We start from the raw sequence: 14,071 nt of genomic DNA, 5'->3' as shown, positions 1-14,071 counted from the left end.
CGGGGCACGGCGGGCGCCGGACATGAGCCAGGCGGGCCGGTGGACGGCGAGCGGGGCGGGCCGGTGGGCGGCGAGAGGTGCGGGCCGGCGGACGGCGATCCGGCGGGCCCCATGGATCTGCGCCTGGTGCCGCCCGCACTCGCGGCCTGGCTGACGGCGGCCCTGACGCTGGACGCGCCGGCGGGCTGGACCGCCGGGATCGTGGCGGGCTGTCTGATCGGCGGAGCCGTGCTGCTGGCGGCGCGGCGCATCGGACACAGGGGAGCCGCCCGGCCCGGCCAGAGGGCCGAAGCGGCGCCGAGGGGACGGGGGCGGCGCGCCTGGGCCCGGACCTCGGCCGCGGCGGTGCTGCTCTGTGCCGCCGCCGCTGCCGCCTCCGCCGGGCTGCACGGGGCGGATGTACGGCGGGGGCCGGTGCCGGAGCTGGCCCGGCGGTTCGCGACCGTGACCGCAGAGGTCGAGGTGAGCGGCGACCCCTGGCTGAGCAGGCCCCGGGTGCGCGGCGACCACACGGCACCGGTCGCGGTGCTGGCCCGGGCCGAGGTGCTGTATGTCGAGGAAAGGGACGGGAGGAGGACACGGACCCGGAGGACACGGACCCGGAGTCCGGTGCTGCTGGTCGTCGACGGAGGTGTCCCGGCACCGACGCGGAGCGGCGGACGGGAGGTGCCGGAAGGAAGAGACGGGCGGAGTTCCGGGTGGCCGGCGGGTCCGGCCGGACCGGGCGTCCAGCGCGGGCGTGCCGGGTGGCTGGGGGTGCTGCCGTCCACGCGGCTGCGGGTGACCGGGCGGCTGGCGCCGGCTCTGGCGGGCGGTGACCGCACCGCGGCCGTGCTGCGGGTGCGCGGCCGGCCGGGGCCACGGATCGTGGCGGGCCCGAGCGGGCCGCAGCGGCTCGCCGGGCGTCTGAGGGCCGGGCTGCGGGAGGCCACGGACGGCCTGCCGGGGGATGCGCGGGCGCTGCTTCCCGGGCTCGTCGTCGGGGACACCTCGCGGATCACGCCGGAGCTGGAGGCGGCCTTCGAGGAGACGGACCTGGCGCACACCCTCGCCGTCTCCGGCAGCAACCTCACCGTCCTGCTCGCCCTGCTCGTCGGGCCGCCCGGCCTGGCCCGGCTGGCCGAGCGCCGCGGTCTGGCCCCGCGGCTCGGCCTCTCCCTGCGGACGACCGCCGTGCTCGCCGGGGGACTCACGCTGGGGTTCGTGATCGTGTGCCGCCCCGACCCCAGCGTGCTGCGGGCCGCCGCCTGCGGGGTGGTCGCCCTGCTGGCCCTGGCCACCGGTCGCCGCAGATCCCTGGTCCCGGCGCTGGCGGCGGCCGTCCTGCTGCTGGTGCTGTACGACCCGTCGCTGGCCCGGAGTTACGGCTTCCTGCTCTCCGTACTGGCCACCGGGGCGCTGCTGGTCCTGGCGCCGGGCTGGTGCGAGGCGTTGCGCCGGCGCCGGGTGCCGCCGCGGCTCGCCGAGGCGCTCGCGGCGGCCGCCGCCGCGCAGATGGTGTGCGCGCCGGTCGTGGCGGTGCTGTCGGCCCGGGTGAGCCTGGTGGCGGTGCCGTGCAATCTGCTGGCCGAGATGGCGGTGGCACCGGCCACGGTGCTGGGGTTCGCGGCGCTCGGCATGGCGCCGGTGGCGATGCCGGTGGCCAAGGCGCTGGCCTGGTGCGCGGGTTGGCCCGCCGGCTGGATCGCCGGGGTGGCGCGCAGCGGAGCGGCGCTTCCGGGCGCCGGGGTGGACTGGCCGGGCAGCTGGGCCGGGGCGCTGTTGCTGGCGGTGGTCTCCGGGGCGGTCGTGCTGGCCGGGCGGCGTCTGCTCCGGCACCCGTGGTGGTGCGGGCTGCTCGGGCTGGTGCTCGTGCTGGTGGTGGTCCGGCCGGTGCCGCTGACCCGGGTGATCACGGGCTGGCCGCCGCCCGGCTGGCGGTTCGCGATGTGCGACGTCGGGCAGGGCGACGCGACGGTGCTGGCGGCGGGCGACGGAGCCGGAGTGGTGGTGGACGCCGGACCCGATCCCGCGGCCGTGGACCGGTGTCTGCGCCGGCTCGGCATCACCCGCATCCCGCTCCTCGTCCTCACCCACTTCCACGCCGACCATGTGACGGGGCTGCCCGGGGTGCTGCGGGGCCGCTCGGTCGCCGCCATCGAGACCACGGGGCTCGCCGAACCCGCGGACGAGGCCGAGTTCGTCCGCAGGGAGGCGGCCGCACGGCACATCCCGGTCACCCGGGCGGCGGCGGGGGAGGAGGGGCGCACCGGCCCGCTCGCCTGGCGGGTCCTGTGGCCTCCGCCGGGCACCGGATCGCCGACAGGCCCATGGCCACCGCCGTCCTGGCCGGGCCCCGTCCCGGAACCGGACGGTCCCAACGACGCCAGCGTGGCGCTGCTCGTCCGCACCGGCGGACTGCGGCTGCTGCTGCTCGGCGACCTCGAACCCCCGGCCCAGCAGGCCCTGCTGAACTCCCCGGAGGCGGCCGAGCTGGCCGGGGTGGACGTCCTGAAAGTGGCCCATCACGGCTCGGCGTACCAGGATCCGCGGCTGCTCCGGCTGGCCGCACCCCGCCTGGCCCTCATCAGCTGCGGAACCGGCAACCCCTACGGCCACCCGGCCCCGTCGACCGTGGCCGCCCTACGGGCCGCTGGAGCGCTGGTGCTGCGCACCGACCAGGACGGCGCACTCGCGGTCGGCGGTCCGTCGGGGGCGGCCGGGGAGGTACGGGTGGTGCGGGGGTGAGACTGGGTGCATGAACTCACGCCAGGTCGATGCCTATCTCCACCGGATCGGTGCCTCCCGCCCGCCGCGGCCCACCGGGGCGGCTCTGCGGGAGCTGCATCTGTGCCATCTGCGGACGGTTCCCTTCGAGAACCTCTCGGTTCACCTCGGTGAGGAGATCGAGCTGGCGGAGGACCGGTTGCTGGAGAAGATCACCGAGAGGCGGCGTGGAGGCTTCTGCTACGAACTGAACGGCGCGTTCGGCGCGTTGCTCACGGCCCTCGGCTACGAGGTCGACCTGCTCGCCGCGCGGGTGTACGACGAGGAGGGGCGGCTCGGGATCCCGTACGACCATCTCGCGCTGCGGGTGCGGACGGCGGACGGCGAGGACTGGCTCGCCGACGTCGGGTTCGGGGCGCACAGCCACTATCCGCTGGCCTATCGGGAGCGCGGCGAACAGACCGACCGAGGAGGGGTGTTCCAGGTGGTGGCGGCCGGTGCGGACGCGGCCGGGACGCGCGGTGATGGTGAGTCGGGGGAGGGCGGTGACCTGGATGTCGTACGCGACGGCAGGGCGCAGTACCGGCTGGAGACGCGGCCCCGGGCGCACGCGGACTTCGCGGCCGGCGCCTGGTGGCACACCACCTCGCCGCTGTCGCACTTCACCCGGTCGCTGGTCTGCTCACGGGTCACCGAGGACGGGGGGAGGATCACGCTCGGCGGACGCACGCTGACGACGACGGCCGCGGACGGTACGCGCACGACACGGGAGTGGGAGACGGACGCGGAGGTGCTGGCGGTGTACCGGGAGCTGTTCGGGATCGAGCTGGACTCTGTGCCGACGGTGAGAAACCGGAACCGTACCTCTTAATTCGGCCCAGGCCCGGCGCATATGCCGGATTCCCACGATGTGGGTCCGTGTTGCCTCGAAAGCCGCATCAGTGATCGAATGAACCTTCGGCAACGGGTGGTGTCGAGGCGTACAGGGGTGTCGTGGATGGTCGGCCGCTGGCTGGGGAACCGGACGAACCGAGTGCAACCGACCGGTCCGCTGGCGGCGGTTCGGACCCCGCCCGACGCCGGGGTGCTCAGCTGCCGGGTGGTCGACCCGGTCAACGAGCCGGTGGTGGGCGCTGAGTTCGCGGTCAGCGACCTCACGGGGCGCACGGTGGTGAGCGGCGGCACGGATCCGTACGGGGCGTTCCTGGTGACGGTTCCGGCGGGGGAGTACCGGCTCGCCGTGTCCGCCGAGGGCTACCTGCCCTACCGCGCCCCCGCGCTGGTCGGCGAGAACTCCCTCGCCTCGCTGGGCGATGTGACCCTCCAGGTCGCGCAGCCGCCCCAGCCCCCGGCGCCGGGCGACTGGGAGATCGAGCCGCTGCACTCCTCGATCGGGTTCACCGCCCGGCACATCGGGCCGGCCCGGATCCACGGGCGGTTCAACTCCTTCGCCGGCGTGGTGCGGATCGGCGACCGGGTGGAGCGGTCGGCGATGCATGTCGTGATCGACGCGGCGTCCATCGACACCGGGGTGCGGATGCGCGACGACCATCTGCGGTCGGCGGACTTCCTGGACGTGGAGCGCTTTCCCACGCTGGAGTTCTACAGCGAGCGGTTCGTCCACAAGGGCGGCAGCCGGTGGGCGGTCGTCGGGGCGCTGTCGCTGCACGGGGTGACCCGGACCGTGACGCTCGACACCGAGTACCTCGGGCTCGGCAGCGGCATGCAGGGCGAGGCGCGGGCCGCCTGCCGCGCCACCACCGAACTGCACCGCGACGACTTCACGGTCAGCTGGCAGGCCATGCTGGCGCGCGGCATCGCGGCGGTCGGTCCGAGCATCCGGGTCGACCTCGACGTGCAGGTTGTGCCCAGGGGCTGACCTGCCCGTTCGCGTCCGGAGCGGTGCCGGAGAATGGGGCGCGTGAACGATGTGCGACATGTGCTGGTGCTGCCCGACCGGGACGCGGCAAAGGAGGTGGCCGAGGCGCTCGGTGAGCGGTTCGGCGTCGACGAGGAACCCCGGATCGTCCGGGACGCCCTGGCCGGGGAGGACGACGCCGAGGACGCCCAGTGGCTGGTCGTGCTGCGGGACGAGGGCGAGCGGCTGGACCCGGAGGAGTTGGACGCGTTCGCCGGCGAGTGGGACGGCTGGCGCGAGGAGCCGTGACCCCGAGACGCGCTCGGGGTGCGCTCCGGGACCGGTCAGGGTGAGCGAGCCGCTTCGATGTCGGTGCCGCGTGGGATGCTGTAGACGATGGCCAGGAAGACTGCGAATGACGACCCTCTCGCCCCGGTGACACTCGCCGTGGGCCAGGAGGACCTCCTGCTCGACCGTGCCGTGCGGGAGGTGGTGGCCGCCGCCAGGGCCGCCGACGCCGACACGGACGTACGCGACCTCACCCCGGACCAGTTGCAGCCCGGCACGCTCGCCGAGCTGACCAGCCCCTCGCTCTTCGCGGAGCGCAAAGTCGTGGTCGTACGCAACGCGCAGGATCTTTCCGCCGACACGATCAAGGATGTGAAGGCGTATCTCGGTTCCCCCGCGGAGGAGATCACCCTCGTGCTGCTGCACGCGGGCGGCGCCAAGGGCAAGGGGCTGCTGGACGCGGCGCGCAAGGCGGGCGCCCGCGAGGTGGCCTGCCCCAAGATGACCAAGCCGGCGGACCGGCTGGCCTTCGTCCGGCAGGAGTTCCGGGCGGCGGGGCGGTCGGCGACGCCGGAGGCCTGCCAGGCGTTGTGCGACGCCATCGGCAGTGATCTGCGGGAGCTGGCCGCGGCGGTCTCCCAGCTGGTCGCCGACGTGGAGGGCACGGTCGACGAGGCGGTCGTCGGGCGCTACTACACCGGGCGGGCCGAGGCGTCCAGCTTCACGGTCGCCGACCGCGCGGTGGAGGGGCGTACGGCGGAGGCCCTGGAGGCGCTGCGCTGGTCGCTGGCCACCGGAGTGGCGCCGGTGATGATCACCAGCGCGCTGGCCCAGGGGGTGCGGGCCATCGGGAAGCTGTCGTCCGCGCGGGGCGGCCGGCCGGCCGATCTCGCCCGGGAGCTGGGCATGCCGCCCTGGAAGATCGACCGGGTGCGGCAGCAGATGCGGGGGTGGACCCCGGACGGCGTCGCCGTGGCGCTCAGAGCCGTCGCCGAGGCCGACGCGGGAGTGAAGGGAGGCGGGGACGACCCCGAGTACGCCCTGGAGAAGGCCGTGGTGACCGTGGCCCGAGCCGCCCGCTCACGGGGCCGCGGATAACCCCTCGGCCGCGGACGGACAGCCGCTCGGCCGCGGACTAGCCCCCCGGCCGCGGACAGCCACTCGGCCGCGGGTACCCACCCGGTCGCCGGGTCGCGGTCGGCCGCGCACCCCGGTGCGCGAGAAGCCGGCCCTGGCAGTCGCCCGGCGCATGCCAATGCCGGACGCACGCCCGCCGAAGCCGCACGCACGCCGAAGGCCCCGGCGCTCGCCCTGGGGAAGGGAGAGTGCCGAGGCCTTGGGCTCAAGCTGATGGATCCGCACCCGCGTGGCGAACGCAGGCCGCGTACGGATCCGGGGTGCCGGACGGGAGCGGATGAGAGAGGGCCCGCTCTGGGTCCTTCCGGCGGTCAGATCAGAAGGAGGCTGAACCTCAGAGAGACGCGACCTTGGAAGCAAGCGCCGACTTCTTGTTGGCGGCCTGGTTCTTGTGGATGACGCCCTTCGAGACGGCCTTGTCGAGCGCACGCGCAGCAGCGCGCTGCAGCTCGGTGGCCTTCTCGACGTCACCCGCGGCAGCGGCCTCGCGGGCCTTGCGGATCGCGGTCTTCAGGGAGGACTTGACGGCCTTGTTGCGCAGCCGAGCCTTCTCGTTGGTCTTGATCCGCTTGATCTGGGACTTGATGTTCGCCACGAAGGAGCCTTTTCAGGTTCAGGCGCGGGGCCGCTCGGGTCCCGAACCGGTGATCCAAAAATTTTCTGACGTGCCTCGCGCTGAGAGGGCATGAGGCACAGCCATCTACAGTACCAGTGGCCCTGCGACCGGCCCAAAACGGCCGCCGGTCCCTTCGCGTGGGACCATGGAGACTACGTATCGATCCGACCCGAGGCATAAGGCGCCTCAAGAGACAGGACCCTGCGTGCCCGCGACCCCTAACCATGTGCCCGAGCCGAGCCGTACCGACCCGGCTCTGATCCGCAACTTCTGCATCATCGCGCACATCGACCACGGCAAGTCCACGCTCGCCGACCGGATGCTCCAGCTGACCGGTGTGGTCGAGCAGCGGCAGATGCGTGCTCAGTACCTCGACCGGATGGACATCGAGCGCGAGCGTGGCATCACGATCAAGTCCCAGGCGGTGCGTCTGCCCTGGGCCCCGACCGAGGGCCCGGACCAGGGCACGACGCACATCCTCAACATGATCGACACCCCGGGGCACGTCGACTTCACCTACGAGGTCTCGCGGTCGCTGGCCGCCTGCGAGGGGACCATCCTCCTGGTCGACGCCGCCCAGGGCATCGAGGCGCAGACCCTCGCCAACCTCTACCTGGCGATGGAGAACGACCTCACGATCATCCCCGTACTGAACAAGATCGACCTTCCCGCGGCCCAGCCGGAGAAGTTCGCGGAGGAGCTGGCCAACCTGGTCGGCTGCGACCCGGACGACGTCCTCAAGGTCTCCGCCAAGACCGGTCTCGGCGTCGACGCGCTGCTGAACAAGGTCGTCAAGGAGATCCCGGCGCCGGTCGGCGTGGCCGACGCGCCCGCCCGCGCGATGATCTTCGACTCGGTCTACGACTCCTACCGCGGTGTCGTGACGTACGTCCGTGTCATCGACGGCCAGCTCAACAAGCGTGAGCGCATCAGGATGATGTCCACCGGCGCCACGCACGAGCTGCTGGAGATCGGCGTCAGCTCGCCCGAGATGCTGCCGGCCGACGGCCTCGGCGTCGGCGAGGTGGGCTATCTCATCACCGGCGTGAAGGACGTCCGTCAGTCCAAGGTCGGTGACACCGTCACCAGCCAGAGCAAGGGGGCGACGGAGGCGCTCGGCGGGTACAAGGACCCGAAGCCGATGGTCTTCTCCGGTCTGTACCCGCTCGACGGCTCCGACTACCCGGAGCTGCGCGAGGCCCTGGACAAGCTCCAGCTCAACGACGCCGCGCTGGTCTACGAACCGGAGACCTCCGCCGCCCTCGGCTTCGGCTTCCGCGTCGGCTTCCTGGGCCTGCTGCACCTGGACGTCATCCGGGAGCGGCTGGAGCGCGAGTTCGGTCTCGACCTCATCGCCACCGCGCCCAACGTGGTCTACCGCGTGGTCATGGAGGACGGCAGCGAGCACACGGTCACCAACCCGAGCGAGTTCCCCGAGGGCAAGATCAACGAGGTCTTCGAACCGGTCGTGCGGGCCACCATCCTCGCGCCCACCGAGTTCATCGGCTCGATCATGGAGCTGTGCCAGACCCGGCGCGGCACCCTGCTCGGCATGGACTACCTGTCGGAGGACCGCGTCGAGATCCGCTACACGCTGCCGCTCGCGGAGATCGTCTTCGACTTCTTCGACCAGCTGAAGTCCAAGACCCGCGGCTACGCCTCGCTGGACTACGAACCCACCGGCGAGCAGACCAGCTCCCTGGTCAAGGTCGACATCCTGCTGCACGGCGACAAGGTGGACGCGTTCTCCGCGATCACCCACAAGGACCAGGCCTACGCGTACGGCGTGCGGCTCGTCGCCAAGCTCAAGGAGCTGATCCCGCGGCAGGCCTTCGAGGTGCCGGTGCAGGCCGCCATCGGCTCCCGGGTGATCGCCCGCGAGACCATCCGCGCCATCCGCAAGGACGTCCTCGCCAAGTGCTACGGCGGTGACATCTCCCGTAAGCGAAAGCTGCTGGAGAAGCAGAAGGAAGGCAAGAAGCGGATGAAGATGGTGGGTTCCGTGGAGGTTCCGCAGGAAGCCTTCATCGCCGTCCTGTCGAGCGATGACAGCGCGGGGTCGGCCAAGGGCAAGAAGTAACCGCTGGTAACACTCGGTTACGCCGAACCGGCTCCGTAAAAAGGGCACAAGGGGGCCCGTCGTGTGAAAGCGCGGCGGGCCCCTGTGCGTGCGTAGCGTTGCTCCGCATGGAAAGTGACAGCCCGATGCCCCTTACGCAGCGGCCGGTCGACCCTTACTCTGATGCCTGCTCGATAGTTACTCGCGAGTTAAACAAGAGCCTGTATCCCCACCGTGAGTAAACCCAGCCGCACCGAGTCAGCCGCACTGTCGCGGGCCCCGGAGGATGTCGTGAGCGACGCACAGACCCTGATCGAGAACCGTCCGCCCTCCGTGGCGGCCCTCTTCCTGGACCGCGTGGCGGCCACACCGGACGCCGAGGCCTACCGCTACCCCGTCCCGCCCGCCTCGGGCGAGGGCCCCGACGACTGGAAGTCGCTGAGCTGGGCCGAGGCGGCCGAGCGGGTCTACGCCATCGCGGCCGGCCTGATCGAACTCGGGCTGGAGCCCGAGCAGCGCGTGGCGCTCGCCTCCTCCACCCGGGTGGAGTGGATCCTCGCCGACCTCGGCATCATGTGCGCCGGCGGGGCGACGACCACGATCTACCCGCAGACCAACGCCGACGAGTCCGCGTTCATCCTCTCCGACTCCGAGAGCCGGGTGCTGATCGCCGAGGACGCCGGCCAGCTCGCCAAGGCGCTGGAGAAGCGCGCCGAGCTGCCCGACCTGATCAAGGTCGTGGTCATCGACCCGGCCGGGGTGGAGACCGGCGACTGGGTGACCACCCTCGACGAGCTCCAGAAGCGCGGCGCCGCCTATTTGGAGACGCACCCCGAGCTGATCAAGGAGCGGGTCGGTGCGCTCACCAAGGAGCAGCTCGCCACCCTCATCTACACCTCCGGCACCACCGGCCGCCCCAAGGGCGTCAGGCTCCCGCACGACAACTGGGCATACATGGCGAAGGCGATCGCCGCGACCGGTCTGATCAGCGACGAGGACGTGCAGTACCTGTGGCTGCCGCTGGCGCACGTCTTCGGCAAGGTGCTCACCTCCGGCCAGATCGAGGTCGGGCACGTCACCGCCGTGGACGGCCGCGTCGACAAGATCATCGAGAATCTGCCGGTGGTGCGGCCGACGTACATGGCGGCCGTGCCGCGGATCTTCGAGAAGGTCTACAACGGCGTCGCGGCCAAGGCCCGCGAGGGCGGACCGGCCAAGTACCGGATCTTCCAGTGGGCGGCCGAGGTCTCCCGCGAGTACGCCAAGGTCAGCCAGGACAACTTCCGCCGCACCGGCAACCGCAGCGTGCCGTTCGGGCTCGCCGCCAAGCACAAGGTCGCCGACACCCTCGTCTTCGCCAAGCTCCGCGAGGCCTTCGGCGGCCGGCTGCGCGCCTGTGTCTCCGGCGCCTCGGCGCTCGCGCCGGAGATCGGCTACTTCTTCGCCGGTGCCGGCATCCACATCCTGGAGGGCTACGGCCTCACCGAGTCCTCCGCCGCCTCCTTCGTCAACCCCGGCGAGGCCTACCGCACCGGCACGGTCGGCAAGCCGCTGCCCGGCACGGAGGTCCGTATCGCCGACGACGGCGAGATCCTGCTGCGCGGCCCCGGTGTCATGCAGGGCTACCACAAGCTGCCCGAGAAGACCGCGGAGGTGCTGGAGTCCGACGGCTGGTTCCACACCGGCGACATCGGCGAGCTGTCGCCCGACGGCTATCTGCGCATCACCGACCGCAAGAAGGACCTGATCAAGACCTCCGGCGGCAAGTACGTCGCACCCGCCGAGGTCGAGGGCCAGTTCAAGGGCATCTGCCCGTACGTCTCCAACATCCTGGTGCACGGCGCCGACCGGAACTACTGCACCGCCCTGATCGCCCTGGACGAGCTGGCGATCCTGGACTGGGCGAAGGAGAACGGCCTGGAGGGCAGGGCGTACGCGGAGATCGTCGCCGCCCCGCAGACGGTCGAGATGGTCGACGGCTATGTGCAGCAGCTCAACGCCGGGCTCCAGAAGTGGCAGACGATCAAGAAGTTCCGGCTGCTGCCGCGGGACCTCGATGTGGAGCACGGCGAGATCACGCCGAGTCTGAAGCTGAAGCGGCCCGTGGTCGAGCGGGAGTACAAGCACCTGATCGACGAGATGTACGCCGGGACCCGGGAGAAGTAGGGGACCGGTCCGGCGCGGGGGAACCGCGGGTCGGCCGTGGCGGCCCGTGGTTCCCGGCGCCCGGTGGGTGATTGTGCTCGCGTGCGTTCAAAACGCGCCCTCTTCTGTCCACTTCGGTAACTCGGCGCTTATGAGTGCCACCCCTCTGTCACCCTGGCCGCATGGACATGGCGGCCATACCCACGCAGCGGGAGAGTGCGGCCCACGCGCCTGAGGTGCGCGGCCGGGCCACCCTGCCCGGCAGCCCGCTCGCCCCCGGGACCGCCCGGGCCCTGGTGCGCGCGGCGCTGGCCGAGGTGCCCGGGCTCGCGCCACGGCTCCTGGACGACGCCATGGCGGTCGTCAGCGAGCTGGTCACCAACGCCGTCGTGCACGCCGGCACCGATGTGGAGGTGGACTGGCGGCTGGAGGACACCGGCGCCTTCGTGGTCGAGGTCCACGACCGGCACCCCTCCCGCGCCCCGCGCGACAACACCGCCGGCGCCCCGCCGTACGAGGCACCGGAGTACGGACGCGGCCTCCGGCTGGTCGGCACCCTCGCCGACTCCTGGGGCGTCACCTATCGCACCGGCGCCAAGACGGTGTGGGCGCGGCTGCCCGCCGGCGGCAAGACGGCCGAGGGGCCCGGACCGGAACCGGCCCTGGAGATCGCCGAGGTCCTCGCCCCCCAGGCCTACGGCGCCGGACGCGACCGGGACTGGCTCGGCCGGGGCGCGCTGTCCTTCCTGGCCGAGGCCTCCGACCTGCTCGCCGGGCAGCTGGACGAGAACCTGGTCGCCGCGCTCACCGGCCAGCTGGTGGTGCCCCGGCTGGCCGACTGGTGCGCGGTCTGGCTGGAGGACGAGGCGACCGCACGCGCCCGCGACGGCGGCGGCCCCGCCCGGGTGTGGCACGCGAGCGAGGACCGCATCGAGGAGCTGCACCGCGCCCTGGAGAAGGAGCCCCCACAGCCCCTGGACGGGCTCAGGTCCGGCCCGGAGCCGTACCCCTGGCCCGCCGCCGCGCTCGGCCCGCACGGCACCGCCCTCGCCTACCGGCTGATCGCCGGCGGCCGCCCGCTGGGCACGCTGGTCATCGGCCGGTGCGGCCCGGCCGGCTTCCCAGACGAGGTCACCGGGCTCGTGGAGGACCTCAGCCGCCGGGTCGCCCTCGCCATCGGTGCCGCCCGCCAGTACGCCCGCCAGGCCACCATCAGCGCCGTCCTCCAGCGCGGACTGCTGCCCGGCGCGGTCGCCGAGATCCCCGGGCTGCGCAGCGCCCTGGTCTACGAGCCCTGCGACAAGGGCGGCCCCAGCGGCGACTTCTACGACCTGTTCCCGGCCGGCGACGGCCGCTGGTGCTTCGCCGTCGGCGACGTCCAGGGCAAGGGTCCGGAGGCGGCCGTCGTCATCGGCCTCGCCCGGCCCTGGCTCAGGCTCCTCGCCCGCGAGGGCTACCGGGTCGCCGACGTCCTCGACCGGCTCAACCAGCTCCTGCTGGACGACGCCACGGAGGCCGCCGACGCCGCCGCCCGCGCCCTGGTCGCCGCCGGCGGCCACACCCTGCTGGGCGGCGACGGCACCCAGACCCGCTTCCTGTCCCTGCTCTACGGCGAGCTGACCCCGTACGACGGCGGGGTCCGCTGCACCCTCGCCTCCGCGGGCCATCCGCTGCCGCTCGTCCTCGGCCCCGACGGCACCGTGCGCACCGTCGCCCGGCCGCAGACCCTGCTCGGTGTGGTCGAGGACGAGACCTACACCAGCGAGACCCTCGATCTGCGGCCCGGCGACAGCCTGCTGTGCGTCACCGACGGGGTGACCGAGCGCCGCTGCGGCTCCCGCCAGTTCGACGACGGGGACGGGCTGGCCACGGCCCTCTCCGGCTGCGCCGGGCTCGGCGCGGAGCAGATCGCCGAAAGGATCCGCCGCCTGGTGCACGACTTCGGTGAGGGCACTCTGCCGGAGGACGACCTCGCCCTGCTGGTGCTCCAGGCGGAGTGACCGCCCGGGTGCTGGACAATGGAAGGCATGCCTTCCGCACTCCCCGACGGCGAGCCCGTCCCCGCCGACGGCGCGCTGCCCGCGTCCGCGCTCGCCGGGGCCGCAGACCGCCCGCTCGGCTTCTATCTGCACGTCCCCTACTGCGCCACCCGCTGCGGCTACTGCGACTTCAACACCTACACCGCGACCGAGCTGCGCGGCACCGCAGGGGTGCTCGCCTCCCGCGACAACTACGCCGACACGCTGATCGACGAGATCCGGCTGGCCCGCAAGGTGCTCGGCGACGACCCGCGCGAGGTCCGCACGGTCTTCGTCGGCGGCGGTACGCCGACCCTGCTGGCCGCCGGCGACCTGGTACGCATGCTGGGCGCGATCCGGGACGAGTTCGGGCTGGCGGCGGACGCGGAGATCACGACCGAGGCGAACCCGGAGTCGGTCGACCCCGGGTATCTGTCGGTCCTGCGGGAGGGCGGTTTCAACCGGATCTCCTTCGGCATGCAGAGCGCGCGGCAGCACGTGCTGAAGGTGCTGGACCGCACCCACACCCCCGGCCGCCCCGAGGCCTGTGTGGCGGAGGCACGGGCGGCGGGCTTCGCGCACGTCAACCTCGATCTGATCTACGGCACACCGGGCGAGAGCGACGACGACTGGCGGGCCTCGCTGGAGGCCGCCCTGGGCGCGGGCCCGGACCACGTCAGCGCGTACGCGCTCATCGTGGAGGAGGGCACCCAGCTGGCCCGCCGGATCCGCCGCGGCGAGATCCCGGCGACCGACGACGACGTGCACGCCGACCGCTATCTGATCGCCGAGGAGATCCTGTCGGGGGCGGGCTTCGACTGGTACGAGGTCTCCAACTGGGCCACCTCCGAGGCGGGCCGCTGTCTGCACAACGAGCTGTACTGGCGGGGCGCCGACTGGTGGGGCGCCGGTCCCGGCGCGCACTCGCACGTGGGCGGGGTGCGCTGGTGGAACGTCAAGCACCCGGGGGCGTACGCGGCGGCCCTGGCCGCGGGCCGGTCACCGGGCGCGGGGCGTGAGGTCCTGTCGGACGAGGACCGGCGGGTGGAGCGGATCCTGCTGGAACTGCGGCTGCGCGAGGGCGTGCCGCTGGCGCTGCTGAAGCAGGAGGGCCTCGCGGCCTCCCGGCGGGCGCTCGCGGACGGACTCCTCCAGCAGGAGCCGTACGACGCCGGGCGGGCCGTACTGACGCTGCGCGGGCGGCTGCTGGCGGACGCGGTGGTCAGGGACCTGGTGGACTGACC

At 72.7% G+C, this 14,071-nt stretch carries 10 protein-coding genes; 9 read left to right on the top strand and 1 reads right to left on the bottom strand.

Features of this window, described 5'->3' with window-relative positions; all coding sequences use genetic code 11:
- Positions 1–111: 111 nt before the first annotated feature.
- The 5 genes from ACWCV9_RS19115 to holA all read left to right on the top strand — a co-directional run bounded on the left by ACWCV9_RS19115 (position 112) and on the right by holA (position 5,950).
- Positions 112–2,727 carry a ComEC/Rec2 family competence protein gene (locus ACWCV9_RS19115; protein WP_450788081.1) on the top strand — a complete coding sequence of 872 codons (2,616 nt, stop codon included), beginning with the start codon at positions 112–114 and terminating at the stop codon, positions 2,725–2,727.
- 10 nt (positions 2,728–2,737) lie between these two features.
- A complete protein-coding gene (locus tag ACWCV9_RS19110; RefSeq protein ID WP_450788036.1) occupies positions 2,738–3,577 on the top strand; it encodes an arylamine N-acetyltransferase family protein in 840 nt (279 codons plus the stop codon).
- Between the two features lie 126 nt (positions 3,578–3,703).
- Positions 3,704–4,585 (top strand): YceI family protein, encoded by an 882-nt coding sequence (locus tag ACWCV9_RS19105; protein ID WP_450788079.1) that lies wholly within the window; start codon positions 3,704–3,706, stop codon positions 4,583–4,585.
- A 42-nt stretch (positions 4,586–4,627) separates the two neighbouring features.
- Positions 4,628–4,873 carry a hypothetical protein gene (locus tag ACWCV9_RS19100; protein WP_450788035.1) on the top strand — a complete coding sequence of 82 codons (246 nt, stop codon included), beginning with the start codon at positions 4,628–4,630 and terminating at the stop codon, positions 4,871–4,873.
- An 87-nt stretch (positions 4,874–4,960) separates the two neighbouring features.
- The gene (gene holA, locus ACWCV9_RS19095; RefSeq protein WP_385844620.1) at positions 4,961–5,950 is read left to right on the top strand and encodes a DNA polymerase III subunit delta; all 990 of its coding nucleotides are present in this window, start codon (positions 4,961–4,963) and stop codon (positions 5,948–5,950) included.
- Between the two features lie 373 nt (positions 5,951–6,323).
- Here holA and rpsT read toward each other — a convergent pair whose 3' ends face one another.
- Positions 6,324–6,584: a 30S ribosomal protein S20 gene (gene rpsT, locus ACWCV9_RS19090; RefSeq protein WP_208900914.1), complete on the bottom strand. Its 261-nt coding sequence runs from the start codon at positions 6,582–6,584 to the stop codon at positions 6,324–6,326.
- A 226-nt stretch (positions 6,585–6,810) separates the two neighbouring features.
- On the opposite strand from rpsT, the gene lepA reads away from it, so the two are divergent.
- The 4 genes from lepA to hemW all read left to right on the top strand — a co-directional run bounded on the left by lepA (position 6,811) and on the right by hemW (position 14,069).
- The gene (lepA, locus tag ACWCV9_RS19085) at positions 6,811–8,685 is read left to right on the top strand and encodes a translation elongation factor 4 (protein WP_450788033.1); all 1,875 of its coding nucleotides are present in this window, start codon (positions 6,811–6,813) and stop codon (positions 8,683–8,685) included.
- 270 nt (positions 8,686–8,955) lie between these two features.
- A complete protein-coding gene (locus ACWCV9_RS19080) occupies positions 8,956–10,830 on the top strand; it encodes an AMP-dependent synthetase/ligase (RefSeq protein WP_450788031.1) in 1,875 nt (624 codons plus the stop codon).
- 167 nt (positions 10,831–10,997) lie between these two features.
- A complete protein-coding gene (locus tag ACWCV9_RS19075; protein ID WP_450788078.1) occupies positions 10,998–12,809 on the top strand; it encodes a SpoIIE family protein phosphatase in 1,812 nt (603 codons plus the stop codon).
- Between the two features lie 27 nt (positions 12,810–12,836).
- A complete protein-coding gene (gene hemW, locus ACWCV9_RS19070; RefSeq protein ID WP_450788030.1) occupies positions 12,837–14,069 on the top strand; it encodes a radical SAM family heme chaperone HemW in 1,233 nt (410 codons plus the stop codon).
- Positions 14,070–14,071 lie beyond the last annotated feature (2 nt).

The organism is Streptomyces sp. NPDC001606, from assembly GCF_053596835.1.
This window is presented reverse-complemented; position numbering and strand designations above follow the sequence as displayed.

Coding starts and splice junctions, on each gene's coding strand:
- ACWCV9_RS19115 (WP_450788081.1), top strand. CDS start 112: ATGGATCTGCGCCTGGTGCCGCCCGCACTCGCGGCCTGGCTGACGGCG.
- ACWCV9_RS19110 (WP_450788036.1), top strand. CDS start 2,738: ATGAACTCACGCCAGGTCGATGCCTATCTCCACCGGATCGGTGCCTCC.
- ACWCV9_RS19105 (WP_450788079.1), top strand. CDS start 3,704: ATGGTCGGCCGCTGGCTGGGGAACCGGACGAACCGAGTGCAACCGACC.
- holA (WP_385844620.1), top strand. CDS start 4,961: ATGGCCAGGAAGACTGCGAATGACGACCCTCTCGCCCCGGTGACACTC.
- ACWCV9_RS19075 (WP_450788078.1), top strand. CDS start 10,998: ATGGCGGCCATACCCACGCAGCGGGAGAGTGCGGCCCACGCGCCTGAG.
- hemW (WP_450788030.1), top strand. CDS start 12,837: ATGCCTTCCGCACTCCCCGACGGCGAGCCCGTCCCCGCCGACGGCGCG.